The organism is Amycolatopsis sp. Poz14 (assembly GCF_006704225.1).
GTDB classification, from domain to species: Bacteria; Actinomycetota; Actinomycetes; order Mycobacteriales; family Pseudonocardiaceae; genus Amycolatopsis; species Amycolatopsis nivea.
The window spans coordinates 6,164,149-6,188,406 of sequence record NZ_JACLHD010000001.1 but is presented as its reverse complement, the minus strand read 5'-3'; the positions used below and the strand labels follow the sequence as shown (position 1 = coordinate 6,188,406).

Below are 24,258 nucleotides of genomic sequence, written 5' to 3'. Positions count from 1 at the left end.
CCAGAACGGAAATCTGATGCGCGGAGCAATTTTTCAGGGCGACCGGGTCGTCGAGATCCAGGAGTTCGCCGATCCCCAACCCGGCCCGGACGACGTGGTGCTGGAGATGAAGGCGTCCGGCATGTGCGGCAGCGACCTGCACTTCTACCGGGCTCCCGCCGGACAGGCGCTCGCCGCGTTCGGTATGGCCGGCGACGGCGCCGGGATCATCGGCGGGCACGAGCCGTGCGGCGTCGTAGCGGCGATCGGCTCGGCGGTCGACCCGCGCGCGGTGCGGGTGGGGGACCGGATGATGGTCCACCACTACGACGGCTGCGGGTTCTGCGACCTGTGCCGCACCGGCTGGCCGCAGATGTGCGAACGCGGCAACGTCATCTACGGCGCGACCGCGCACGGCGGGCACGCGGACTACCTGAAGGTGCCTGCGCGAACGCTCGTGCCGCTGCCCGACGAGCTCAGTTTCGCCGCCGGAGCCGCGATCTCGTGCGGCACCGGCACCGCGTACGGCGCGCTGACCCGGCTCGAAGTGAACGCGCGTGACACGCTGGCGGTCTTCGGCCAGGGCCCGGTCGGTCAGGCCGCCGTGCAGCTCGCCGCGGCGATGGGCGCGGAGGTCATCGCCGTCGACATCGCCGCGGAACGGGTGGCGCGGGCGAAGGAGTTCGGTGCGGCGCACGCGATCGACTCCACCGCCGCCGATCCGGTCGAAGCGATCCGGGAGATGACCGGCGGCAAGGGCGTGACCAAGGCGCTCGACTGCTCCGGCGCGCCGCCCGCACGGGCCGCGGCGGTGAAGTCGGCGGCGAAGTGGGGCGCGGTGGCGTTTGTCGGCGAAGGTTCGACGGTGACGCTCGACGTCAGCCCGGACCTGATCCGCAAGCAGCTCACGATCATGGGCTCGTACACGTTCTCGCCGGTCGGCCAGGCGGACTGTGCCCGGTTCATCGCCCGGCACGGCGTCGAGGCGGACCGGGTCTTCACCGATCGCTGGCGGCTCGACGACGTGGTCGAGGCTTACACCGCGTTCGACAAGCAGACCGGCGGCAAGGCGGTCATCGAGTTCTGAAACCACGAAAGCGCCGACGGGTTCTTGAAGACCCGTCGGCGCTTTCGCGTCGCTTCAGACCCGCAGCAGCTTGGCGAATTCGGCGACCGGCTGGTCGAGGGGGCCGTCCTTGATCGCGTGCAGCAGTTCAGCTCGCCGGTCCGCGGGCAGCGCCGAGGACAGCACGTCGTGGAACTTTGCGTCCAGATCGGCCTGGGACATCGGGTTTTCCGCGGTGCCGACGGGATTGTCCACGAACACGTGCTCGGTCGTGCCGTCCCGATAGGACACGGTCAGGTCCGCGACCCAGCGTCCGGCGTACTGCTCGTCCAGGTCCGGGCACACCTCGATCTTCACCTTGCGGGCCAGCGCGGCGACGTCGCTGTTCTCGCCGAGGTCCAGCTGACCGGCCAGGTAGGCCTGATGGGTGGAGAAGCCGTTGCCGCGGCCGAGCATCGAGAGCGCGAACTGGAACGGCAGGCTGTACTGCAGGTGCTCGATGATCGTCGGGGCGTAGGCGTGCCGGTTCTGGTTGCCGATGATGACGTCGCCGCCGGTCTGGATGCCCAGCAGCACGGACTCGACGTGGTCCGGATTCCCGGTCAGCTGCCGCGCGCCATCGACGTACGCGTGGTTGATGCCGCAGCAGCAGTAGGGCTTGAGCCAGATCCGGGACACCTCGAAGGTCCGTTCGAGTCCGAAATGGACTCCCGCCGCGTCGCCGACGTCCAGCCCGGCGAAGGCGCGGAAGAATCCTTTGCCTCCGGTGAGGAAGGTCGTCGGACCGGTGATCCCGGCGGCCGCCAGTTCTGCCGCGCGGATGCCGTTCCGGGTGCCGATGCCGGAGTGCACGCGTTTGATGGATCCGCCGCCGGAGGTGTACTCGGTGGTGCCGGAGGCGTGGCTGAGCGCGATCGACAGCGCGTGCCCGGTGGTCTCCCCGTCGAAGCCGCGCAGCTTGGCGACCACCGCGGCGGCCCCGAAGGCGGATAGGAGTCCGTGCGGGTGGAACCCGCGGATCAGGAGGGCCGGGTTGGCGAGCGTGCCGATCCGCGTGTAGACCTCGTAGCCCGCGACGACGGCGGTGAGCACGTCGCGCAGGTCCGCGCCGAGCTCTTCGCCGACGGCCAGCGCCGCCGAGACCACGCAGCTGCCCGGATGCGCGGAGCTGGCGCGATGCGCGTCGTCGTACTCGAAGCCGTGCCCGAACGTCGCGTTGACGAACGCCGCGTCGGCCGCGCTCATCGCGTCGCCGCTCGCGACGACGTGCGCGGTCCCCGGAGCGTGGGACGCCCGGGTCACGTCGAGCACGGCCTGGCTCCACGGCAGAGCCGCGCTGCCGACCTGCAGGGCGAGCTGGTCCTGCAGCAGCCTGCGGGCCCCGGCGAGGGCTTCGGCCGGGATCGCCTCGAAGGTCAGGTCGGTCACGAGCCGGGCGGCGGCTTCTTCGACCGGGGAGAAGGTGCTCACTGTGGGTGCCTTTCAGGAGAGGGGCAGGCCGTAGGACTTGAGTTCGACGTAGGCGTCGAAGCCTTCCGGACCCGCCTCGCGGCCGATGCCGCTGTTTTTGAACCCGCCGATCGGCGCGGTGAAGCCGACCGGGTTGCCGTTGACCTCGACGGTGCCGGTGCGGATTCGCCGGGCGACGGCCAGCGCGTGCTCCGGATCGGCGGAGAACACCGACCCGTTGAGTCCGTAGTCGGAGTTGTTGGCGATGGCGACCGCTTCGTCCTCGGTGTCGAAGGTGTGGACGGTGAGGACGGGGCCGAAGATCTCCTCCTGGGCGATCTTCGCGTCCGGGTCGACGTCGGCGAAAACCGCGGGGGAGACGTACCAGCCGCGCTCGAGCCCTTCCGGCCGTCCGCCGCCGGTCAGCAGCGACGCGCCGGACGCCTTGCCGTCGGCCAGATAGCCCTCGACGCGCGTGCGCTGGGCCGCGCTGGCGAGCGGGCCGATCTCGGTCGCCGGGTCGAACGGGTCGCCGACCGGCATCGACGCGACGAGGTCCACCAGCCGGTCGTGGAGTTCGTCCCGGCGCGAGCGGGCGACGACGATGCGGGTCTTGTTGCTGCAGACCTGGCCGGTGTTGCGCAGCGACACGGCGCGGACGGCGGCGATCGCGGCGTCGAGGTCGGCGTCGCCGAGCAGCACCGCCGCGGACTTCCCGCCGAGTTCGAGCGTGCACCGGCGCAGGTCCTGCCCGCACAGCGCGCCGATCCGGCGGCCGGCCGCGGTGGAGCCGGTGAACGACACCTTGTCCACGCCGCGGTGCCGGACCAGGTATTCGCTGACCTCCCGCCCCGCCGGAACGATGTTGACCACCCCGTCGGGCAGCCCGATCCGTTCCAGCAGGTGGCCGAGAAGGTAGGCGTCCAGCGGCGTCTCCGGGGACGGTTTGAGCACCACGGTGCACCCGGCCAGCAACGCGGGGGCCAGCTTGATCATCGTGATCAGCAGCGGCGCGTTCCACGGCACGATCGCGGCGACCACGCCGACCGGCTCCCGCGTGACGAGCGCGTGCCCGGTCGCCGAGCGGCGGCTGTCCTGCCACGGGTAGTCCGGCGCGAGGTCGAGGAACGCGTCGAGGAGAAGCCGGGGGCCGATCGCCTGCATCTTCGTCGACAGCGTGATCGGGCAGCCCATCTCGGCGCTGACCAGATGCGCGATGTCGGTTTCGTGCTCGGCGAGTGCGGCGCTGAGCTTGCGCAGCACGGCGATGCGCTCGCCGAGCGCCATCCGCGGCCACGGACCGTGGTCGAACGCGTGTCGCGCGGCGGAGACGGCGGTGTCGATGTCCGCTTCGGTGCCCTCGGCGACCTGGGCGAGAACCTCCTCGGTCGAGGGGGAGACCACGTCGAAAACCCGGCCGGACGCGGGTGCCGCCCATTTGCCGTCGAGGAAGAGCTTGTCGTAGTGGCCTTGCCACAGCGGGGGTTGCGCGGGCATCAGGGCACGCTCCTTGCCGGTCCGGGGAAGTCTTCCGGAAGCATACGTAATATAAAATATCTAGACCAGGTTTTCGGGCGACCGGTCCGGCGGGTTGACGCGCGTACCGCTAGATAATATAAAATATTATCTAGACCCACCCCTGAGCGAAGGCGGGCGACATGCAGCACAAGCCACTCGACGGCATCCGGATCCTGGAGATCGGGGGCTACATCTCGCTCCCGTTCGGCACCTCGATGCTGTGCGGCCTCGGCGCGGAGGTCGTCAAGGTGGAGAAGCCGGTCCACGGCGAGGACTTCCGGCGGCGGATGAACGACGGCAGCCCGTACTTCCGGCAGTACAACGCGGGCAAGCGCAGCCTGTCGGTCGACCTCAAGACCGCCGAGGGGGTCGAACTGGTCAAGGCGCTGGTGCCGCGTTTCGACGTCGTCCTGGAGAACCTCCGCCCCGGCAAACTGGCCGCGATGGGCCTCGGCCCGGAGGACTGCCGGGCGCTGCGCCCGGACCTCGTCTACGGCTCGGTGACCGGGTTCGGCACCACCGGGCCGCTGGCCGACCGGCCCGCCTACGACACGATCGGGCACGCGTTCGGCGGCCTCTACTCGCTGTTCAGCGACGACGGGCAGCCCCAGCTGGCGGGCGGGCTGAGCGCGGACCTGGTCACCGGGCTGACCACGGCGGCCGGCGTGCTCGCCGCGCTCGTCGGCCGCCTGAAGACCGGACAGCCGCAGCGGATGGAAACCTCGATCATGGAAGCGGTCAGCACCCTGACCGCCGACGGCATCACCCAGGCCTTCGAACTCGGCCGCGACCCCAGCCGCACGAGCAGGCATCCGCAGGCGCAGAACTTCTGCGTGCCCACGTCGACGGGGGAGTACCTCGCGGTGCACCTGTCGTCGTCGCAGAAGTTCTGGCAGTCGCTGTGCCGCGCGCTGGAGCGCACCGACCTGCTGGAGGACCCGCGGTTCGCCGAATACCGGCCGCGCGAGGCGAACTACTTCGAGCTGGTCCCGATCGTCGAGGCGGAGTTCGCGCGCAAGCCCAAGGAGCACTGGGAGCGCGTGCTGACCGAGCACGACGTGCCGTTCGCGCCGGTGCTGTCCATGACCGGCTACCTCGACCACCCGCAGGTGCGGCACCTGGACATCGCCGACCGCCAGCCGGACGGCCTCGCGCTGCTCCGCCCGCCGTGGACGTTCGACGGCGCGCGTCCGGACCGCTCTTCCGCCGCGCCGAAGGTGGGCGCCGATTCCCGTGCGGTCGCCGGCGAGGTGCTGGCGGCCGAGGACGTCGAAAAGCTGTTCGCGACCGGCGTCCTGTACGAATCCTGACCGACGACTGGAGAACACTGATGAAGCCGTATCGTTCCATGCTTTTCGTGCCCGGCCACAAGGCTTCGTGGGCCGACAAGGGTCTCGCGTCCGGCGCCGACGCGCTGATCCTCGACCTCGAGGACTCCGTGCCCGTCGCGAGCAAGGACGACGCGCGCCCGGTCGTCGCGGAGACGATCGACCGCCTGCACGCCCAGGGCGTCCGCCCGGACGTCTGGGTGCGGCCGAACGCGTCGGTCAGCGGCCTTCAGGGCGCGGACCTCGAGGCGGTCGTCCGGCCCGGACTGGCCGGGCTGTTCCTGCCGAAGGTGTTCGACGCCGAGGAACTGATCCGCATCGACGCGGTCGTGACGCATCTCGAAGCGCGCGAAGGGCTGCCTGCCGGGAGCGTGGGGCTGATCGTCAGCTACGAGACCGCGGCGTCGATGGCGCACTGCGAGGAGATCGCCGCCGCGTCGCCCCGGGTGTCCAGCCTGCTCGGCGCGACCGGACCGAGCGCCGACGTCGGCCGTGAACTGGGCTTCGAGTTCACCCCGGCCGGCCTGGAGACGCTCTACCTGCGCAGCCGGATCGTCCTCGCCGCCCGCGCGGCTGGGCTGCACCATCCGGTCGCGGGGGTCTGGCAGGACATCCGCGATCTCGATGGCGCCCGCCAGTTCTGCCTGGACAACAAACAGCTCGGCTACCGCGGCATGGTCTGCATCCACCCGTCGCACGTGGCGATCGCCAACGAGGTGTTCACGCCGACGCCCGAGGCGGTCGACCACTCGCGCCGGTTGATCGACGCCTTCCGCGCGGCCGAGGCGACGGGCAGCGCGGCGGTGGACTTCGAAGGGCAGCACGTGGACATCGCGCACGTGAAGACGGCGGAGGGGATCGTCGCGCAGGCGGAGGCGATCGCGGCGAACGCTTGATCGGGCACGGTGCCGGTTTCCCGCGCGGGAAACCGGCACCGTCTTGTGCGGGCTATTCGGTCTCGTCGTCGGCCCAGAGGCCGCGTTCTTCGAGCATGCGCACGACGTTGTCCGCGCCGTCGAGGATGTGCCGTTCGGCGATCGTGCGCGCCTTGCGGACGTGCCTGCCGCGCAGCGCCTGCAGCAGTTCCGCGTGGTCGGCGAGGGTGTGCTCGACGTGGCCTTCGATGGAGGCGTAGAAGCGGTTCGGCAGGTGCTTGACCACCGAGCTGAGCAGCAGCGTCAGCCGGTGGGAGTCGGCGGCGAGGTTGAGCTGGCGGTGGAACTCGTGGCCGAGGCGGGTGATGGCGTCCTGGTCGCCGGCGTCGGCGGCCTTCGCGAAGTCCTCGTTGATCGCTTCGAGCCGGGAGAGCTGATCCGGCGTGATCTTCTTGGCGGCTCGCGCGGCCAGCTCCGCGGAGAACTGGGCCTGGGCCCAGAACAGGTCGCGCACGTCCTGGCGCGACACCGGCGCGACGACGAACCCGCGGCGCGGCACGAGTTCCACGAAGCCCTCGCTGCGCAAGGAAAGCAGGCCCTCGCGCACCGGCGTGTTGCTCACCCCGACCGCCTCGGCGATCGGTTCGGTGCGGAGGAATTCGCCCGGTTTGACGTCCCCGGACATGATCAGTTCCCGGACGTAGGTCGCGACTTCCTCCGGCAGCTGCTGGCGGCGGTCGCCGCCGCGCAGCCGGGTCAGTTCGTCGGCCACGGGCCACCTCCGTAGAAGAACCGTCCAGTAAAGAACATGATATATGGATTGCGGGCGATTATGGCACGGCGGGCAGGCTCGCGGGCGCACCGACCTGCCGGGGATCGACCGGTGCGGCGGCGAGCAGCGCGGTCCCGCTGACCGTGCCGAGCGGCCCTCGGCGGTCGAACACCGCGGCGGTCGTGACCGCCACGCCGTCGTGCTCGACGCGGTGGTCGGTGGTGAGGCCGAGCTCCAGGTCGTCCGCGGGAACGCGGCCGAGGGTGAGGGTCAGGTCGGCGTTGATGAATTCCAAGCCCGTGTCACCCCAGTTGGTCACGAGGTTCACCAGATCGGCCACGGTCGCCGCGTGCTGGAACGGGGTGGGCCGTTCGCCGCGCACGATCTCCTGCGGGAACACCCACAGCGTCTTGCGCGCGGAATTCTGGTGCGGCTCGGGCGATCCGGTCCAGCCGACGCCTTCGCTGTGGAACACGCGCGGTTCTTCGGTCGCGGGACGCAGGTCCGGCGGAGGTGTCAACGGGCGTTCGCTCTGGGCCCATACCGTGCCGGTAGCGGGGGAGCCCGCGGCGAGGAACAGCCCGGACGCCTTGCCGACGAGAATGTCTCCCTGCCGCAACGTCGCTTCGACAACGCAAAGCCGACGGCCGCGACGGACGATCTCCGCGCGCGCGACGGAAGGGACGAAACCAGCCGGGCGCAACAGGTCGACCGTCCATCGGGCAGGACGGAACACTCCTTGGCCGACCGCGCTCTCGGCGGCGCGGGCGAGTGCCCCGCTGGTCGCCATCCCGCGCAGCTGACTGCCGCCGCCCCAGCTGGCGCGCGCTTCGGGCAGCGGGTGCAGGAGTTCGCCGCCGGGGCCGGGCTCCGCGGTGAAGAAGGCCATGGTCACCTGGTAAATATAACATTTTATATGTGATGTTGTGAAGAGCGCTGGCGCGCCGACCCTTGCTGTGCCGGCGAAGAATACATAATATGTAATCATGCTGAGGTGGATCCCCGAGGAGTGCCGATGAAGACCGAGACCGCGCCGCCCGGACCGCTGGCCGGGGTGCGAGCCGTCGCGCTCGCCGGGATGGGCCCGGCGCCGTTCGCGAGCATGCTGCTGGCCGATCTCGGCGCGGAGGTCGTGCGGGTGGCGCGTCCGGCCGGCCGGTCCGGCCGCGCGCTCGGCCAGACCGAGGGCATGGCCGCCGAGCACGATCTCGCCAACCGGGGCGTCGGCACCGTCCAGGCTGATCTCAAATCGGCCGACGGCGTGCGCGCGGTGCGGCGGCTGGCCGAAGCGGCCGACGTGTTCATCGAGGGGTACCGCCCCGGCGTTGCGGAGCGCCTCGGGCTGGGGCCGGAGGTTCTGCTGGCCGGGAATCCCGCGCTCGTGTACGCGCGCCTGACCGGGTATGGCCAGTCCGGGCCGCTCGCGCAGCAGGCAGGCCACGACATCAATTACGTCGCCCAGAGCGGCGCGCTGCACGCGATGGCCCGGGAAGGCGACGCGCCGCGCCCTCCGGTCAACCTGCTCGGCGACTACGCGGGCGGGGCGCTCGTCGCCGCCTTCGGCATCGTGAGCGCACTGCTCGAAACGCGGTCGTCGGGCCGGGGCCAGGTGCTCGACGCGGCGATGCTCGACGGCGTCGCCTTGCTGACCGCCAAACTGCAGGGCCTGCGCGCGGCCGGCCGCTACTCCGACGAACCCGGTACGAACTACCTCGATTCCGGCGCGCCGTTCTACGACACCTACCGCTGCGCCGACGGCCGGTATGTCGCGGTCGGCGCGCTGGAGCCCGATTTCTACCGGGAGTTCGTCTCCCGCCTCGGCGTCGACACGACCGAGTGGCCCGACCAGGACGACCGCACGGCCTGGCCTCGGCTGCGCTCGCTCATCGCGTCCGCGTTCGCCGCGAAGGACCGGGACGAATGGGCTCGCATCTACGCGGGGACCGATGCGTGCGTCACGCCGGTGCTCACCTTCGACGAGGCGGCCCAGCATCCGCACAACGCCGAACGGGCAGTGTTCGACCGGGTCGGCGACGTCCTCCACCCGCGTCCGGCCCCGCGGTTCAGCCGGACTCCGGCGCGCGAGCCGTCCGCTCCCGAGGCCGCGGTACTGGACCTGGACCGGCTGCTGACGGCGTGGACGCGACCCCGGGCGCAGTCGGCCTGACCGCGGGAAACCGCCCGTCAGCAGCGCGGGCGGGCGGTTTCCGACGGCAGCATCCCGAACCGCTCGCGATACTGCTGCGCGAACCGGCCGGGGTGGTAGAAGCCCCAGCGCGCCGCGACGTCCGTGACCGAGTCCGCCGCGCCGGACAGCAGCTCCCGGTGCACCCGGTCCAGCCGGACCGCGCGGAGGTAGGCCATCGGGGATTTGCCTACCGCCTCCTGAAAACCCGCCTGCAGCGCCCGGGGGCTGACGGCGGCCATGGCGGCCAGGTCCGCGGTCGTGAGGGGCTTCTCGGGATTGCGGTCGAGATAGTCGACGATTTCCCGGATGCGCGATCCTCGGGTGTGCGCGGGGCGGCTGTGCAGCCTCGCGCTGAGGCTGCTGGGCACGGTCATGAGCAGCTGGGTCATCAGCGCCGACTCGAACTCGTGGCACGCGGCGGGAACGGTGGCGAGCCCGCCGTCGCGGCTCAGTTCGGCGTAGAGGAAGCCCACGGTCGCGAGGAACGCCTGTGCGGTGCTGGACCGCAGGGAGAACGTGAGGTCGAAGTCGATCTCCTCGCGGACCGGTTGCCCGGTCAGTTTCGCCGCGTGCGCCTCGAGCAGGTCTTTCGGCAGTTTGACGTGGTACTGCCACGAATCCGCGCTCCACCGCACCAGGACCGGGGACTGCGGCACGAAGGCCACTCCGGCCTCGCCCGCCGCGAACGTCCGGTGCGCGCCGTGCTGCTCCGCCGTGCTCGTGCCGGTGGCGGGCAGGTTGACGTGATAGCACAGCCGCATCGGCGGACCGACGATCGTGGTTTCCGCGCCGTAGGCCATCCGGCCGATCGTGAGGTGCGCCGACGGTGCGAGGTCGAGCCGGAACCGCATGCCCGCGCGGTCCGAGACCCGCACGTCGTGGCTCGCGAAGGCGCGCGTCACCTGCTCGCGCGCGGTCTCGAGGTCGGCGGTGCGGAAGCGAACCGGTCCGGGCGGCACGGCGGGCCGCGGGCGATCAGGCATCGGCGCCTCCTCGGGTCGTCCCAGACGGTCGTCAAGAATATATGATATGCACAACGCGGCTAGACGGTGACCAGTCGAGAGTATATTTTATATTTGTTGCGAGACGATCGACCAGGAGCCGCGCCCCGCGCGCGGCGGGGAGAGGACACCGGATGGCAGGCCTGTATTTCGAGGAGTTCGAACCGGGGATGGTCATCGACCACCCGACCCGCCGCACGGTCACCGAGGCGGACAACACGCTGTTCAGCGTCATGACGCTCAATCTGGCTCCGCTGCATCTGGACGCGGAGTACAGCAAGGACAGCATTTACGGCCAGCGGCTGGTGAACTCGCTGTTCATTCTCGGCCTGGTGTCCGGGGTGACGGTGCCGGAGACGACCCAGGGGACGACTCTGGGCAACCTGGGTTTCGAGAAGATCACCTTCCCGAAGCCGGTGTTCCACGGGGACACGATCCACGTGCGGACCGAGATCGTCAGCAAGCGCGAGTCGAAGAGCCGCGGCGATTCCGGCATCGTGATGTTCCGCCACCTCGGCATCAACCAGCGCGACGAGATCGTGTGCGACGCCCTGCGCGCGGGCCTGATGCTGAAGCGGTCCGCCGCCGAGGCGTCCGTCGCGCAGAGCTGAGCGGGAAGGGACCGGACATGGCCGAGGACGAGACAGGCTTCGCCTGGGCGCCGCCGGAAGAGGTGCGGGACCGCAGCCGCTACCTCGCCGCGGTGCGGAAGTGGGGCCTGCCCGGAGACGCGGATGGCGTGTCCGAGGCGAACCGGCGGGCGATCGCCGACCCGGAGTGGTTCTGGCGCGCCGTCGTCGAGGACCTGGACATCGCCTTCGCGGAGCCGTTCGAGCGGGTGCTCGACGAGTCCGAGGGGAAACCGTTCCCTCGCTGGTTCGCCGGGGGCCGGGTCAACGTCGCCGAACTGTGCGCGCACCGGCATGCCCGCGGTGAACTCGCCGGCAAGACCGCCGTGGTCTACGAAGGCGATTCCGGGCAGCGGCGCACGCTGACCTTCGGCGAGCTGGACGAGCAGGTCCGCCGGTTCGCGGCGAACCTGGCCGCGCTCGGCGTCGCCCGGGGCGATCGCGTCGTGCTGTACATGCCTGTGGTGCCCGAAGCGGTCGTGGCGTTCCTGGCGATCGCCATGCTCGGCGCGATCGCGGTGCCGACGTTCAGCGGGTACGCGGCGGACGCGCTCGCCACCCGGCTGCAGGATTCCGAGGCGGTCGCGCTGATCACCGCGGACGGGACGACCCGGCGCGGCAAGGAAGTCCCGCTGAAGGCGACCGCGGACGCGGCACTGGCGGACGCGCCGTCGGTGCGCACGGTCGTGGTGGTCCGCCATCTCGGCATCGACGTGCCGATGACGGTTGGGCGGGACACCTACCTCGATGAGCTGGCCGCTTCGCCCGCGCCGGTCGAAACCGCGCAGACGGAGGCGAACGATCCGCTCACCGTCGTCTACACGTCGGGCACGACCGGCAGGCCGAAGGGGATCGTGCACTCCCACGGCGGGTTCGCGGTGAAGACCGCGGTCGATTTCGCCTACGGCTTCGACGTGCACGCCGACGACGTGGTCTGCTGGATCACCGACCTCGGCTGGCTGGTCGGGCCGATGCTGATGACCGGCCCGCTGCAGCTCGGCGCGACCATCGTGATGATCGAGGGCCTTCCGACGCATCCCACGCCGGACCGGATGTGGGACGTGGTCGAGCGCAACGGCGTGACCGTGCAAGGCATCGCGCCCACCGCGGCGCGCGCGTTGCGTGCCGCGCACGAAAAGCCCCGGCACGAGCTGTCCACTCTGCGCTCGTTCGTCTCCACCGGCGAAGCCTGGGACGAGCCGACCTGGTGGTGGCTGTTCGACGAGGTCGGCAAGCGCCGGGTGCCGATCGTCAACTACAGCGGCGGCACCGAGGTCGGCGGCGGATTGCTGATCGGCTACCCGTTCCTGCCCGCCGAGGCGGCCGCGTTCACCGGACCGCTGCCCGGGGTGGACGCGACGGTGCTCGACGACGAAGGCCGGCCGGTGGCCGGCGCGATCGGCGAGCTGGCCGTGCGCAACACTTTCCCCGGCATGACGCACGCGTTCTGGCACGACCGCGAGCGCTATCTCGAGACCTATTGGGCACGGTTCCCGGACGTGTGGGTGCACGGCGATCTGTCCAGTGTGGACGAACGCGGGCAGTGGCGGATCCACGGCCGGTCCGACGACACGCTCAAGCTGGCCGGCCGCCGCGTCGGACCCGCGGAGATCGAGGCAGCGCTGCTGCGGGACAAGCGGATCGCCGAGGTCGCCGTGATCGGCGCGCCGGACGAACTGCGCGGCCAGCGCGCGGTGGCGTTCGCGGTGCTGCGCGCGGCCGGTCCGGAACCCGAAGATCTGCGCGAGGTCGCGCTGGAGAACGCGGGGAAGTCGTTCGCCCCGGAGGTCTACGTCGTGCCGACGCTGCCCAAGACCAAGAACGGCAAGATCATGCGGCGCGCCATCCGGGCGCGGTTCGTCGGGGCGCCGGTCGGCGACCTGTCGTCGCTGGACCCGGCCACGCCGCTGGAAGACATCCCGGTACTCGCGGAGGAGAACGCGCAATGACCGACCCGGAAAGCAACGTCGAGATCGTCCGGAAGGCGACGCGGGAGCTGGCTCGCAAGTTCGACCACGACTACTGGCTGGACAAAGACCGCAATCACGAATACCCGTGGGAGTTCGTGAAGGCGTTCGCGGCGGGCGGCTGGCTGGGCGCGATGATCCCGGAGGAATACGGCGGCATCGGCCTCGGCCTGGAAGAAGCCGCTGTGATGATGGGCGAGATCTCCGCGTCCGGCGCCGGGATGGCCGGTGGTTCGGCGATCCACTTCTACGTGTTCCCGCCCGCTCCGATCGTCAAGTACGGCTCGGAGGAGATGAAGCGCGAGTACCTGCCGCAGCTGGCGGCGGGGGAGTTGCTGATGGCGTTCGGGGTGACCGAGCCGGACGCCGGGGTGGACACGTCGCGGATCAAGACCAAGGCGACGAAGGTCGACGGCGGGTGGAAGATCAACGGCAAGAAGGTCTTCATCACCAACGCGCAGAACGCCCAGAAGATCCTCCTGCTCGCGCGCACCTCGCCGCGGCGGGAGGACAAGCCGCTGTACGGGATGTCGCTGTTCTTCGCGGACATGGACCGGGATCGCATCACCGTCCGGGAGATCGAGAAGCTCGGCCGCGCCGCGATCGACACGAACGAGCTGTTCATCGACGACCTGTTCGTGCCGGAGGACCGGCTGGTCGGCGAGGTGGACAAGGGGTTCTACTACCTGCTGGACGGGCTGAACCCGGAGCGGATCGTGGTCGGCATGGAAGGCATCGGCCTCGGCCGGGCCGCACTGGACATCGCCACTGAGTACGCGAAGAACCGGGTGGTGTTCGACCGGCCGATCGGGCAGAACCAGGCCGTGGCGCACCCGCTGGCGGATTCGTGGATCCGGCTGGAAGCCGCCGAAGGCATGGTCATGCGGGCGGCGAAGCTGTTCGACGAAGGAAAGCCGTGCGGGCCGGAAGCGGCGGCGGCGAAATACCTGGGCGCTGAGGGCGGTTTCGAGGCCTGCGACCGAGCGTTCTCGACGCTTGGCGGCTACGCGTACGCGAAGGAGTACCACGTCGAGCGGCTGTGGCGAGAGGTTCGCTTGCTGCGCAACGCGCCGTTCTCGCAGGAGATGGTGCGCAACTACATCTCGCAGCAGGTTCTGGGGCTCCCGCGCTCGTACTGAGGTCGCAAATAGTGCGGGGCTCCCGGCAGATCTGCCGGGAGCCCCGCACTTCTCCGTATTGAGCGACTCATCCGGCGACGAGTTCGCCCCGGTCCATTTCGTAGTGGCGGGTTTCCTTGAGCCCGAGCGTGCACACCGCGCTGATCAAGGCCAGCACCGCGAGGAATCCGCCCAGCGCAAGGGATCCGGCGACGCCGATGATCGGGGCGGCCACCAGCGGCGGAACCGCGCCGCCGAGGATGCCCGCGACGTTGTAGCAGAATCCGGCCGCCGTGTACCGGTAGCGGGTGATGAACAGTTCCGGCATGAACGCGCTGACCGGGCCGAACACGAGCCCGGCGAAGACCAGCGTCAGGCAGACCCCGGCGCCGTAGGAGAAGGCGGTGCCGATGTCCAGCACCGGGAACAGGGCGAGTGCCCACGCCACCGAGACGAAGGTGGAGACGAGGATGACCCGCCGCCGGCCGAACCGGTCGGAGAGCACCGCACCGAGGATCATCGAGATGCACCACACGACGCCGGCGAGCACGCCGATCGAAAGCACGGTGGTCTTGGCGAGATGCAGGTGGGCAGTGCCGTAGGAGGCGAGGAAACTGCCGCTGAGGTAGAAGAACGCGAAGACCATGACCAGCACCCCGGACCCGAACAGCATCTGGCGCGGCTGGTTGCGGAACGCTTCCGCGAGCGGTGCGGACGAGGTGCCGGACCGGCTGGCTTCGCGGCGGAACACGGGCGACTCTTCGATCTTCAACCGCACGACGAGGCCGACGGCGATCAGCACGACGCTGGCCACGAACGGGATGCGCCAGCCGTAGCTGATGAAGTCCTCGTTGCTCATGGTGAGCCCGGCGATGAGGAACGTCAGGTTGGCCAGCACGACCGCCACCGCGCCGCCGAGCGAGCCGAACATCGAGTAGAACCCGCGCTTGGCCTTGGGCGCGCTTTCCGCGGCCAGGAGCGTCGCCCCCGCCCATTCGCCGCCGACCGCGAGCCCTTGCAGGACGCGCAGCAGCAAGACCAGCAGGGGAGCGGCAACGCCGATCTGGCCCGCGGTCGGCATGAGTCCGATGAGGACGGTCGAGAGACCCATCAGGAACAGCGTGGTGATCAACGTCTTCTTGCGGCCGACCCGGTCGCCGAAGTGTCCGAACAGGATCGCGCCGAGCGGCCGTCCGAGAAAAGCCACGCCCTGGGTGGCGAACGCGGCCACGGTGCCCGCGGCGGGTCCGAGAGCGGGGAAGAACACGTGCGGGAACACCAGCGCGGAGGCGGTCCCGTAGATCAGGAAGTCGTAATACTCGATCACCGTGCCGGTGCTGCTGGCGATCGCGATGCGGCGCATGTCCTTCTTGGACGCCGCGACGGTGCGGGGCGGCTCGACGCCGGCGGTCTGCTGAGGCTGGTCCATAGCTCTTCCTTGAGGGGCCGAGTGTCAGTCAGAAGTAAAATATAAAATGCAGAGTTCTACTCTCTGTGCCGCGAGCGTGCGTGTCAACCGGCCCGGCGCGATTCAGTGGAAGGCGCTGTGCCAGGTAGTTTTTCGCGAGGTGTGCGCCGGTGCGGAAAAGCGTGCCCCGGTTGCCGCCGAGGCCAGGTCGCGCACGGATCCTGGGAGAGATCCTTCCTAGGAAAGAACCCGAACTGGTACGTCTCCGTGCCGAGCGCGAGTGTGGAAGTCAGACCGGGGAAACGCCCCGGGCCGGACAGAGGAGGCTTCGTGGCCACCGTCGAGCACGTCAAGTTCCGCAACCGCGACATGTACTGGGACATCGCCGCGGATCTGCACTTCCCGCCGGACTTCGACGAGTCCGAGACCTATCCCGCGATCGTCGTGGCCCACCCGATCGGCAGCTGCAAGGAGCAGACCTCCGGCAACGTCTACGCCCCCGCCCTCGCGGAGGCCGGAAACGTGGTCATCGCGTTCGACGCCAGCTTCCAGGGCGCGAGCGGCGGCGAACCGCGGTTCCTCGAGGACCCCGCCCAGCGCGTCCAGGACTTCAGCCGCGTCGTCGACTACCTGGCGACCCTTCCGTACGTCGACGTCGACCGCATCGGCGTGCTCGGCATCTGCGGAGGCGGCGGCTACACCCTCGCGGCAGCGAAGACCGAGAAGCGCTTCAAGGCGGTAGTGTCCGTCACGGGTGCCAACTTCGGCCGCCTGCAGCGAGAGATGGCGAGCCAGAACGGCGGCGTCCTCAAGGCGCTCGCGACGATCGGCCAGCAGCGCACCGCGGAGGCACGCGGCGAGCAGAGCGCAGTCACCGGCTTCCTGCCCGAGACGGCCGAGGCCGCGCAGGCGACCGGCGACATCGACATCATCGAGGCGTTCGAGTACTACCGCACCGACCGCGGCCAAGCAGACCACGGCTGCGTCCTGTTCGAAGCGGCACACGGCACGGCCGCCCTGGGCTGGGACGCGTTCCAGCTGGCCGAGGAACTGCTCGACCAGCCCCTGCTGATCGTGATCGGCGACAAGAACAAGCAGGGCGCGTTCGGCGCGTACCGCGACGGCCACGAGATCTACAAGCGGGCCGCGTCCGCCGACAAGACTCTGCTCGAACTTGACGGCGCCTCGCACTACGACCTGTACGACCGCCCGAACGGGGCTGGCGAGGCATTGAAGACGATCGTGCCGTTCTTCACCGACAAGCTCTGATCATCCGACCGGATGCAGTCCGGGCCAGACCTCGCTCCTCGTGCGGTGTGGCCGAACCCCAGGTCCCCGGAACCGGCGACCTGGGGTTTCGTGCTGTCGAGACGAGTTTCCCGTCGTCGACCGGAACCTGTACTCGACCGCGGCGCGGTGCTGAAAGCCTTAGTGCTGCGGCGAATCCGCCCCAGTAGGCGCGGGATCCGGCGGGTCTCCCTCGAAGCCGTTCGCCCAGTAACGGCCGCGCAGCGAGAGGTTCTGCAGCATCCCGGTGGCCTCTTCCGCCGACATCGGCGCGGGATCCGTTTCCAGCCACCAGCGCAGAACGGCGAGCTGTTCCCCGACCCAAGCCCTGGCCAGCACGCCGAGGTCGATGCGCGGCTGGACATCGTGGTGGTCGGCCCGGGACTTGAACACCGAGCACACCGCGTCGATGCGCGCGTCGGTGAACTGCCGGAGCGCCCGGCCGTCGCCCTCGCCGCGCAGGATGAGCAGGTACAGGTCCCGGTTCTCGCGGGCGTGGCGGAACAGTTCCAGCGCCGGTTTGCCGGTGAAGCCGACTGAGGACGCCGGGACCAGCGGGCGCAGGCGTTCGTCCAGTTCCTCCTGGAGTTCGGTGACGACGTGCCGCAGCAGGGCGTCCTTGTCCGGGTAGTGGCTGTAGAACGTCGCGCGGCCCAGGTCGGCCCGTTCGGTGATGTCCTCCACCGTCACGTTGGCGTATCCGCGTTCGAGCACCAGCGACACCAGCGCGTCGCGGAGCAGCCCGCGGGTGCGGCGGGTCCGTCGGTCAGTCGTCGGCAAGGGGCCCCCTTCGGTCGTTGCCGGCCCGAGTGTAGCGAACTGTTGACACCGCGACTGTTAATAGACACAGTGTTCAGCATTGGTCAATCTGACGGAAAACAGGGAGTCGGCGTGAACCTGGGCAGCTATGTCACCCGTGCCAGCACGTTCTGGCCCGATCAGCAGGCGCTGGTGTGCGGGGAGCGGCGGTGGTCCTACCGCGAGCTGGAGGAGCGGACCAACCGGCTGGCGTCCGCGCTGCTCGCGTCCGGCGTCGAGCCCGGGCAGGCGGTCGCCACCTTCTCCGGCAACAGCGCGGAACTGGTCGAGACCGAGATCGCTTGCTACAAGGGCGGTTTCCTGCGCGTGCCGATCAGTGCGCGGCTGTCCGCGGGCGAGGTCGAGCACATCCTGGCGGACGCGGACGTGCGGGTGCTGCTGGTCGACGCCGAGCACGCCGAAGGGGCGCAGAAGGCGGCTGCCAGGACGGCGTGCGCGCTGATCGACTACGACGGCCGCACGCCGGATGCCCGCTCCTATGCCGACGTGCTGGCGGCGGGGTCGCCGGAGCCGGTCGCGGTCGAGGTGAGCGCGGACGACCCGTCGGTTCTGCACTTCACTTCCGGGTCCACCGGGAAGCTCAAGGCCGCCGTGCAGACGAACGGGAACCGGCTGGCGAACATGCGCAAGCGGCTGATGAGCCCGGAAGGCGCGCCGTCCGCGGCGGAGCGGTATCTCGCGGCCGGTCCGATCACGCACGCCACCGGAATGGGCTTGCTGGCCGCTTTCTCCCGCGGGGCGACCGCGGTGGTGCTGCCGCGGTTCGGTGCGGTGGAGTTTCTGGAAGCGGTCGAGAAGGAGCGGATCACCTCGACGTTCCTGGTGCCGGTGATGCTGAACATGGTGCTGTCGCATCCCGGCCTGGGCGACTTCGACCTCTCCTCGCTCCGCTGCCTGCGAGTGGGCGGCGCGCCGGTGTCGCCGCAGCGGTTGCGCGACGCGGTCGCGGCGTTCGGCCCGGTCGTGATGCAGGGGTACGGCCAGGGCGAGACCACCAGCGGCGTCACGGTGCTGACCTGCGCCGACGTGATGCGCGGGATCGAGGAGGACCCGGAGCTGCTGTCCTCGGCCGGGCGGCCGTTGTTCGACTCCGAGGTCCGGGTGGTCGACGACGAGGGCAGTCCGGTGCCCGCCGGCGAGCTCGGCGAGGTGGTGGTGCGCGGGCCGGACTGCGTGACCGAGTACTGGCACGAACCGGACCTGTCCGCGGAGACGTTCCGCGACGGCTGGGTCTACACCGGCGATATCGGCTACCTGCGTGCCGACGGATATCTGTTCATTGTGGACCGCAAGAAGGACATGATCATTTCCGGCGGCTACAACATCTTCTGCACCGAAGTGGAATCCGTGCTCTACGAACATCCTGCGGTTTCCGAGGCGTGCGTGGTGGGCGTGCCCGACGAGAAGTGGGGCGAAGCGGTGAAGGCGGTTGTCGTCCGCCGTTCCGACGCGACCGCCGAGGAACTGATCGAGTTCTGCGCGGAACGGTTGGCACGCATCAAAAAACCCCGCTCGGTGGATTTCGCCGACGAACTCCCGGTGAACCGCAACGGCAAGATCGACCGGCGCGCGGTGCGGGACCGGTATTGGGCGGGCGAAGCCCGGAAAGTCCACTGAGGAGGCCCCGCATGTCCTTCACCCTCACCCCGGCCTACGACGACAACCCGCGGCTCGCGGAACTCGTCGGCCGGCTGCGCGAATACCTGGCGGGCGAACTTGCCGACTACGAGGCCACGCTCGGGCTGACCCCGGAGACCCCGCTGACCCGGGCCATGATCGAACCGGTGTGGAAACGCTGTCGCGAACTGGGTTTCTACGGCGTCCACCTGCCCAGCGAGTACGGCGGCCTCGACCTGAGCTACACCGAACTCGCTGCGCTCAAGGAGGAGGTCGGCGCGTCCGGCCGGATCCTCTACCACTGCGTCCTCGGCGACTTCGGCGGCCCGCTGCGCGCCGGCGCGATCTTCACGACGGCCACCGAGGAACAGCGCGAGCGGTATCTGCTGCCGGTGGTCCGCGGGGAACGCGCGTGCTGTTTCTCGCTCACCGAAACCAATGCCGGGTCGGACGTGCGGGCCATGCGCACCACGGCGACCCCGGACGGCGACGGCTGGCGGATCAGCGGCCACAAGGTGTTCTCCTCGGCGGGCCCGATCGCGGACTTCTCCGTGCTGGTCGCCCGGATGGCGGGGGAGGACGAGAGCTACTCGGCCTTCCTGGTCGACCTGGATTCGCCGGGCTGCACGGTCGCCGACGGCGAGGTTCCGATGTCCGGCCAGCACGTCGAGTCCGACATCATCCTCGACAACTGCTACGTCGGCCCGCAGCAGCTGCTCGGCCGCGTCGGCGACGGGCTGCGCATCGGGCTCGGCCGGGTCACCACGAACCGGCTGCTGCACTGCCCGACGGTCCTCGGCCACGCCCGTCGCGCGCTGGAACTCACCATCGAATTCGCCCGTACCCGCCAGGTGTTCGGCGGCCCGCTGGCGGCGCTGCAGTCGATCCAGCACAAGATCGCCGACATGGCCACCGCGTACTACGCGGCCCGCGCGATGACGTACGACGCACTGTCCGAATTGGACTCCGGGAGCAAGCCGAGCACGGAGGCGTTCATGTGCAAACTGTTCGTGGCGGAGAACGCCTTCCGCATCGCGGACGAGGCGGTGCAGATCCACGGCAAGGCCGGGCTCGTGCGCGGGGCCGAGGTGGAGTGGCTGTTCCGGCGGCTGCGGATGTTCCGCGTGCTGACCGGATCGTCGGAAATCCAGAAGAACGGCATCGCCAAAGCCCTGCTCCAGCCGTCCGGGACGCAGCGGTGAAGCCCGCCGGGACCCGGCCGCGTCCGGCCGCGCCGGCGGACGGGGCCGCGGGGAGCACTTGGCTGCGCCGCTGGTCGGTGGTGGGCATGCTGCTGCTGTTCATGCTGATCAACTACGGCGACAAGACCGTCCTCGGGCTGGCCGCGCGCCCGATCATGCACGAGTTCGGGCTGAGCCCGTCGCAGTACGGGCTGCTGTCGAGTTCGTTCTTCTTCCTGTTCAGCGTGTGCGCGCTGGCGGTCGGCCTCGCGTCGAGCCGGATTTCGACCCGGTGGATCCTGCTGGTGCTCGCGCTGGTCTGGGCGGTGACGCAGGTTTCGGTCGTGGCGGCGAGCGGAATCGGGCTGTTGCTGGTGAGCCGGATCGCGCTCGGCGCCGCCGAAGGGCCCGCGCAGCCGATGGCGCTGCACGCCGCGCACAGCTGGTTCCCCAACGCCAAACGCAACATCCCGAGCGCGCTGATCGTGGGCGGCGGCGCGCTGGGCGGGGCGATCGCGACCCCGCTGCTCACCGTGGTGATCGTGCACTTCGGCTGGCGGGCCGCGTTCCTGGCGATGTTCCTGGTCGGCTGCGTGTGGTGCGTGCTGTGGCTGGTGATCGGCCGCGACGGCCCGGTCGACCGCGTCCCGGCCGGCGCGGCCCCGGTCCCGGCCGCCCGCGTCCCGTACCGGCGGATCCTGCTCTCCGGGACGTGGCTCGGCGGGTTCACCGGAGCGTTCGGCGCGTACTGGACTTCCACGCTGATGGTCGCCTGGCTGCCCACCTACCTGGAAACCGCGCTGGGCTACAGCACCGGCGAGGCGGCGGCGATCGCGACGATTCCGTGGCTGGCCGGGCTGATCCTGACCTTCGCGCACGGCGCGATCACCCAGTGGCTGCTGCACCTCGGCGTGCCCAGCCGGATCGCCCGCGGCATTCTCGGCGGGTGCGTGCTGATCCTGGCGGGCTTGGCGATGGTGCTGCTGCCGACGGTCACGCAGCCCGCGCTGCGCATCGTCCTCATCGCGGTCGCGTTCAGCTTCCACGGCGTCACCTTCGCCAACGGCCAGACGGTCAACAGCGAAATCAGCCCGCCCGCCCAGCGCGGCGCGGTGCTGTCGGTCAGCGTCGCGCTGGTCACCATCGCCGGACTTCTCGCGCCCTACGTCACCGGCAGGCTGGTCGAGGCCGCGGACGGGCCGGCGGCCGGATTCGCGACCGCCTTCTCCATTCCCGGAGTCCTGATGATGGCGGGCGGGCTGGCCGCCCTGTTCTTCGTCCGTCCGGAACGCGACGCCCGGCGCATCGCGGCACTCGCCGCAGCCAAGGAGAAACCGTGACCAACCCGTACACAGTGGACAACGCGTACTGGAGCCGCGGTTACGTCGACCCGGCGTTCGTCCGCCTCGGCATGACCCGCGCCAGGGAAACCGGCCCGACCCGGCGGGTGTGGCGCGGCGCGGGCCCGCGCTGGGACCTGCCCGAGGACCACGACGACCTGGACAACCTGCTCGTCACCCCGAGGACCGGTGACCCGGCCGTCAAGCTGACCGAATTCCTCGCCGCCGCGGAGACCGACGCGATCCTGGTGGCGCACCGGGGAAAGATCGTCTACGAGCGGTACTTCCACGGCATGCGGCCCCACGACGTGCACCTGTCCGCGTCGGTGGCGAAGTCGTGGACCGGACTGCTCGCCGCGCTGCTGATCGACGAAGGCGCACTTGACGCCGATCAACCGTTGTCCCACTACGCGCCCGAACTCGGCGGCACGGCATTCGGCGACGCCACGATCCACCACCTGCTGCACATGGGCACCGTCATGGACTACGGCGGTCGGCCGTTCTGCAAACCCCTTGAAGCGCAACGGTATTTCGCCGCGGTCGGCATCGTGCCTCGTCCGGCCGGGTTCACCGGACCGACGAGCGTCAAGGAACATCTGGCCACCGCGCGGGCCGTCGCACCGCCGGGAACCGAATTCCGCTACGACAACGGCAACACCGAGGCCGTCGCCGAGGCCCTTCGCCGCGTCACCGGGGCCAACCTCGCCGATCTGTGGAGCGAACGGGTCTGGGCCCGGCTGGGCGCGGACGAGGACGGCGCGTACTGCCTGGATTCCACCGGGACGGAGATCGCGTGCGGCCGCTACAGCGCCACCCTGCGCGATCTGGCCCGGGTAGGGGAGATGCTGCGCCGCGGCGGGACGGTCGGGGACCGGCAGCTCGTGCCGGAACGCATCGTCGCCGACCTGACCAACGTGCCGCCGGGACCCGCTCAGCGCGCTCTGCCGACCGGTGCCGCGCGGCCGATCGGGTACCACAATTTCTGGTGGGTCCCCGGCGACGGCCACGGCACGTTCGGCGCGCGCGGCATCCACGGGCAGCGGTTGCAGGTCAGTCCGGGACGGGAACTGGTGGTCGCGCACTACGGATCGCACGTGATGTCGCCGTCGGTTCCGGTGCCGCCGCTGGAAGGGGTGTTCGCCCAGATCGGCGACCACCTGACCGGATAAGACAGACCGTTCTCTCTGCTAGCGTGGGGTTTGTGGTGCAGAAGATCCGGGTGTCCGAAGCGAGGTCGAGGCTGCTCGCGACGGCCACCCGGATCTTTTACGCCGAGGGCCTCCACTCGGTGGGCGTCGACCGGATCGTGGCGGAGGCGAAGGTCACCCGGGCCACGCTGTACCGGCATTTCCCGGGCAAAGAAGACCTCGTCGTCGCGTATCTCCACGGCGTGTCCGAGATGGAGCGCGAGGGGATCGGCAAGATCCTCGCGGGAAATCCGCCCGCGGCCGACGCCCTGCGTGCCGTGGCTGAGTGGATCGCCGAGAGCATCCAGTCGGCGCACTTCCGGGGCTGCGCGTTCCTCAACGCCGCGGCGGAGTATCCAGACCCTGCACATGCCGTGCACCAGGCTGTCCTGGCGCACCGAGAGTGGTTTCTCCGCACGGTCACGGACCAGCTCGCGCAAATCGGCACGTCCGCACCGGAGCCCGCGGCACGGCATTTCGTGATGCTGCGCGACGGCGCGATGGCCTCGGGCTGCCTGACGGACTCGGCCGAGGTCGGCGACACGTTCCTCCAGGGCGTCGACGGCATCCTGCGCCATCGCCTCGGCGCCGCGGAGCGCCCGTAACACTTCTGAAAGACCGGCGGGCGTTGACGCCGCCACTCGGTTGCCGACAAGCTCAGAGAGAACGAACGTTCTATCTCTCTGGGCTCTCGGAAGGATCATCGTGACTATCGTTGACTCGCCCGCCGGAACCGCCCCGGCGTTGCGTCGCCTGTACTTCGTGCGGTTCGCCTTCGCCGTCGTCTGGGCCGCGTTGCTGTTCCTCACGTCCAAGACGGCTGTCGGCCCGATCGGGGTGGTCCTGGTCGTCGCGTATCCGCTGTTCGACGTCGCCGCCGCGGTCGTGGACGCGCGCTCGTCCCGTGCCGCCGGGTTGTACGTGAACATCGCGATCAGCCTGCTGGCGGGGATCGGCCTCGCGATCGCCAGCGCTTCTGGCGTCCCGGCGGTGCTGCGGGTCTGGGGCGCCTGGGCGGTGGTGGCCGGTCTTGTCCAGCTGATCGTGGCCGTCGGCAGGCGCGGGATGGGCGGTCAGTGGCCGATGATCCTCAGCGGCGGCATCTCGGTGCTGGCCGGGGCGAACTTCATCCTCAGCGCGGGCGCGCCGAACCCGTCGCTGGTCACCGTGGCCGGGTACGCGGTGCTGGGCGGGATCTTCTTCCTGGTCTCGGCGATCCGGATCAGGCGAGCGTGAGGAAGAGCTTCTCCAGCTGTTCCTCGGTCATGGCGGCCTGGTTGCCTTCGCTGTCGGCGGAGACGCAGTCGCGCAGGCCGCTCGCGATGATCTTGAACCCGGCCCGGTCGAGCGCGCGGGAAACCGCGGCGAGCTGGGTGACCACGTCCTTGCAGTCGCGGCCCTCGTCGATCATCGCGATGACCCCGGCGAGCTGGCCCTGCGCGCGGCGGAGCCGGTTGCGGACCTGGGTGACGGTGTCCTGGTCGCCGATCATGGCTGGTCTCTCCCTGGTTGGCCGGTCGAAGTCACGA

At 69.9% G+C, this 24,258-nt stretch carries 22 protein-coding genes; 14 read left to right on the top strand and 8 right to left on the bottom strand.

All coding sequences use genetic code 11. The annotated features are described in order from the left end of the window. Positions 1-16 precede the first annotated feature (16 nt). The gene (locus tag FKO37_RS28985; protein WP_238606544.1) at positions 17-1,066 is read left to right on the top strand and encodes a zinc-binding dehydrogenase; all 1,050 of its coding nucleotides are present in this window, start codon (positions 17-19) and stop codon (positions 1,064-1,066) included. A 54-nt stretch (positions 1,067-1,120) separates the two neighbouring features. Here the strand turns inward: FKO37_RS28985 and FKO37_RS47625 are convergent, their stop codons facing one another. Both FKO37_RS47625 and FKO37_RS28975 read right to left on the bottom strand, forming a co-directional pair. Then, the gene (locus tag FKO37_RS47625) at positions 1,121-2,515 is read right to left on the bottom strand and encodes an MmgE/PrpD family protein (RefSeq protein ID WP_238606543.1); all 1,395 of its coding nucleotides are present in this window, start codon (positions 2,513-2,515) and stop codon (positions 1,121-1,123) included. Between the two features lie 12 nt (positions 2,516-2,527). Continuing rightward, positions 2,528-3,991 carry an aldehyde dehydrogenase gene (locus tag FKO37_RS28975; protein ID WP_238606542.1) on the bottom strand — a complete coding sequence of 488 codons (1,464 nt, stop codon included), beginning with the start codon at positions 3,989-3,991 and terminating at the stop codon, positions 2,528-2,530. Between the two features lie 161 nt (positions 3,992-4,152). On the opposite strand from FKO37_RS28975, the gene FKO37_RS28970 reads away from it, so the two are divergent. Next, on the top strand, positions 4,153-5,322 hold the full coding sequence (locus tag FKO37_RS28970) for a CaiB/BaiF CoA-transferase family protein (RefSeq protein ID WP_238606541.1): 1,170 nt from the start codon (positions 4,153-4,155) through the stop codon (positions 5,320-5,322). Positions 5,323-5,342: 20 nt separating this feature from the next. Next, complete coding sequence (locus FKO37_RS28965) at positions 5,343-6,236, top strand: CoA ester lyase (protein ID WP_238606540.1); 894 nt, start codon at positions 5,343-5,345, stop codon at positions 6,234-6,236. Between the two features lie 52 nt (positions 6,237-6,288). Here the strand turns inward: FKO37_RS28965 and FKO37_RS28960 are convergent, their stop codons facing one another. Beyond that, the gene (locus FKO37_RS28960) at positions 6,289-6,987 is read right to left on the bottom strand and encodes a GntR family transcriptional regulator (protein WP_205669900.1); all 699 of its coding nucleotides are present in this window, start codon (positions 6,985-6,987) and stop codon (positions 6,289-6,291) included. Positions 6,988-7,045: 58 nt separating this feature from the next. Continuing rightward, positions 7,046-7,876: a thioesterase family protein gene (locus tag FKO37_RS28955; protein WP_238608347.1), complete on the bottom strand. Its 831-nt coding sequence runs from the start codon at positions 7,874-7,876 to the stop codon at positions 7,046-7,048. Between the two features lie 126 nt (positions 7,877-8,002). On the opposite strand from FKO37_RS28955, the gene FKO37_RS28950 reads away from it, so the two are divergent. Then, complete coding sequence (locus tag FKO37_RS28950; RefSeq protein ID WP_238606539.1) at positions 8,003-9,154, top strand: CaiB/BaiF CoA-transferase family protein; 1,152 nt, start codon at positions 8,003-8,005, stop codon at positions 9,152-9,154. Positions 9,155-9,171: 17 nt separating this feature from the next. Here FKO37_RS28950 and FKO37_RS28945 read toward each other — a convergent pair whose 3' ends face one another. Further along, positions 9,172-10,158 carry an AraC family transcriptional regulator gene (locus tag FKO37_RS28945; RefSeq protein ID WP_238606538.1) on the bottom strand — a complete coding sequence of 329 codons (987 nt, stop codon included), beginning with the start codon at positions 10,156-10,158 and terminating at the stop codon, positions 9,172-9,174. Between the two features lie 152 nt (positions 10,159-10,310). Between FKO37_RS28945 and FKO37_RS28940 the strand changes: the two genes are divergently transcribed. Genes FKO37_RS28940 through FKO37_RS28930 form a run of 3 tightly spaced genes read left to right on the top strand, consistent with a single transcriptional unit; the run spans position 10,311 to position 13,911 of the window. After that, positions 10,311-10,787 (top strand): MaoC family dehydratase, encoded by a 477-nt coding sequence (locus FKO37_RS28940; RefSeq protein WP_238606537.1) that lies wholly within the window; start codon positions 10,311-10,313, stop codon positions 10,785-10,787. A gap of 17 nt (positions 10,788-10,804) precedes the next feature. Beyond that, complete coding sequence (locus tag FKO37_RS28935; protein WP_238606536.1) at positions 10,805-12,754, top strand: AMP-binding protein; 1,950 nt, start codon at positions 10,805-10,807, stop codon at positions 12,752-12,754. Continuing rightward, on the top strand, positions 12,751-13,911 hold the full coding sequence (locus FKO37_RS28930; RefSeq protein WP_238606535.1) for an acyl-CoA dehydrogenase family protein: 1,161 nt from the start codon (positions 12,751-12,753) through the stop codon (positions 13,909-13,911). The genes FKO37_RS28935 and FKO37_RS28930 overlap by 4 nt, the downstream gene beginning before the upstream one ends. A gap of 67 nt (positions 13,912-13,978) precedes the next feature. On the opposite strand, the gene FKO37_RS28925 is transcribed toward FKO37_RS28930, so the two are convergent. Next, positions 13,979-15,319 (bottom strand): MFS transporter, encoded by a 1,341-nt coding sequence (locus FKO37_RS28925; RefSeq protein ID WP_238606534.1) that lies wholly within the window; start codon positions 15,317-15,319, stop codon positions 13,979-13,981. 309 nt (positions 15,320-15,628) lie between these two features. Here FKO37_RS28925 and FKO37_RS28920 point away from each other — a divergent pair, with 309 nt between their 5' ends. Beyond that, positions 15,629-16,567 (top strand): alpha/beta hydrolase, encoded by a 939-nt coding sequence (locus FKO37_RS28920; protein ID WP_238606533.1) that lies wholly within the window; start codon positions 15,629-15,631, stop codon positions 16,565-16,567. 159 nt (positions 16,568-16,726) lie between these two features. Here FKO37_RS28920 and FKO37_RS28915 read toward each other — a convergent pair whose 3' ends face one another. Next, entirely contained in the window at positions 16,727-17,365 is a 639-nt protein-coding gene (locus FKO37_RS28915) for a TetR/AcrR family transcriptional regulator (RefSeq protein ID WP_238606532.1), read from the bottom strand. 111 nt (positions 17,366-17,476) lie between these two features. Between FKO37_RS28915 and FKO37_RS28910 the strand changes: the two genes are divergently transcribed. From FKO37_RS28910 to FKO37_RS28885, 6 genes are all read left to right on the top strand, one after another. Then, positions 17,477-19,021: a long-chain fatty acid--CoA ligase gene (locus tag FKO37_RS28910; RefSeq protein WP_238606531.1), complete on the top strand. Its 1,545-nt coding sequence runs from the start codon at positions 17,477-17,479 to the stop codon at positions 19,019-19,021. 11 nt (positions 19,022-19,032) lie between these two features. After that, positions 19,033-20,223 carry an acyl-CoA dehydrogenase family protein gene (locus FKO37_RS28905; protein WP_134662879.1) on the top strand — a complete coding sequence of 397 codons (1,191 nt, stop codon included), beginning with the start codon at positions 19,033-19,035 and terminating at the stop codon, positions 20,221-20,223. After that, positions 20,220-21,542 carry an MFS transporter gene (locus FKO37_RS28900; RefSeq protein WP_238606530.1) on the top strand — a complete coding sequence of 441 codons (1,323 nt, stop codon included), beginning with the start codon at positions 20,220-20,222 and terminating at the stop codon, positions 21,540-21,542. Before FKO37_RS28905 ends, FKO37_RS28900 begins: the two co-directional genes overlap by 4 nt. Beyond that, on the top strand, positions 21,539-22,711 hold the full coding sequence (locus FKO37_RS28895; RefSeq protein ID WP_238606529.1) for a serine hydrolase: 1,173 nt from the start codon (positions 21,539-21,541) through the stop codon (positions 22,709-22,711). Before FKO37_RS28900 ends, FKO37_RS28895 begins: the two co-directional genes overlap by 4 nt. A gap of 50 nt (positions 22,712-22,761) precedes the next feature. Further along, positions 22,762-23,334 carry a TetR/AcrR family transcriptional regulator gene (locus tag FKO37_RS28890; RefSeq protein WP_238608346.1) on the top strand — a complete coding sequence of 191 codons (573 nt, stop codon included), beginning with the start codon at positions 22,762-22,764 and terminating at the stop codon, positions 23,332-23,334. A gap of 100 nt (positions 23,335-23,434) precedes the next feature. Beyond that, complete coding sequence (locus FKO37_RS28885; protein ID WP_374204416.1) at positions 23,435-23,965, top strand: hypothetical protein; 531 nt, start codon at positions 23,435-23,437, stop codon at positions 23,963-23,965. Here the strand turns inward: FKO37_RS28885 and FKO37_RS28880 are convergent. Beyond that, positions 23,952-24,221, bottom strand: coding sequence for a metal-sensitive transcriptional regulator (locus FKO37_RS28880; RefSeq protein WP_037806392.1), 270 nt, complete (start codon positions 24,219-24,221; stop codon positions 23,952-23,954). The two genes, FKO37_RS28885 and FKO37_RS28880, sit on opposite strands and share 14 nt — an antisense overlap. Positions 24,222-24,258: the final 37 nt, after the last annotated feature.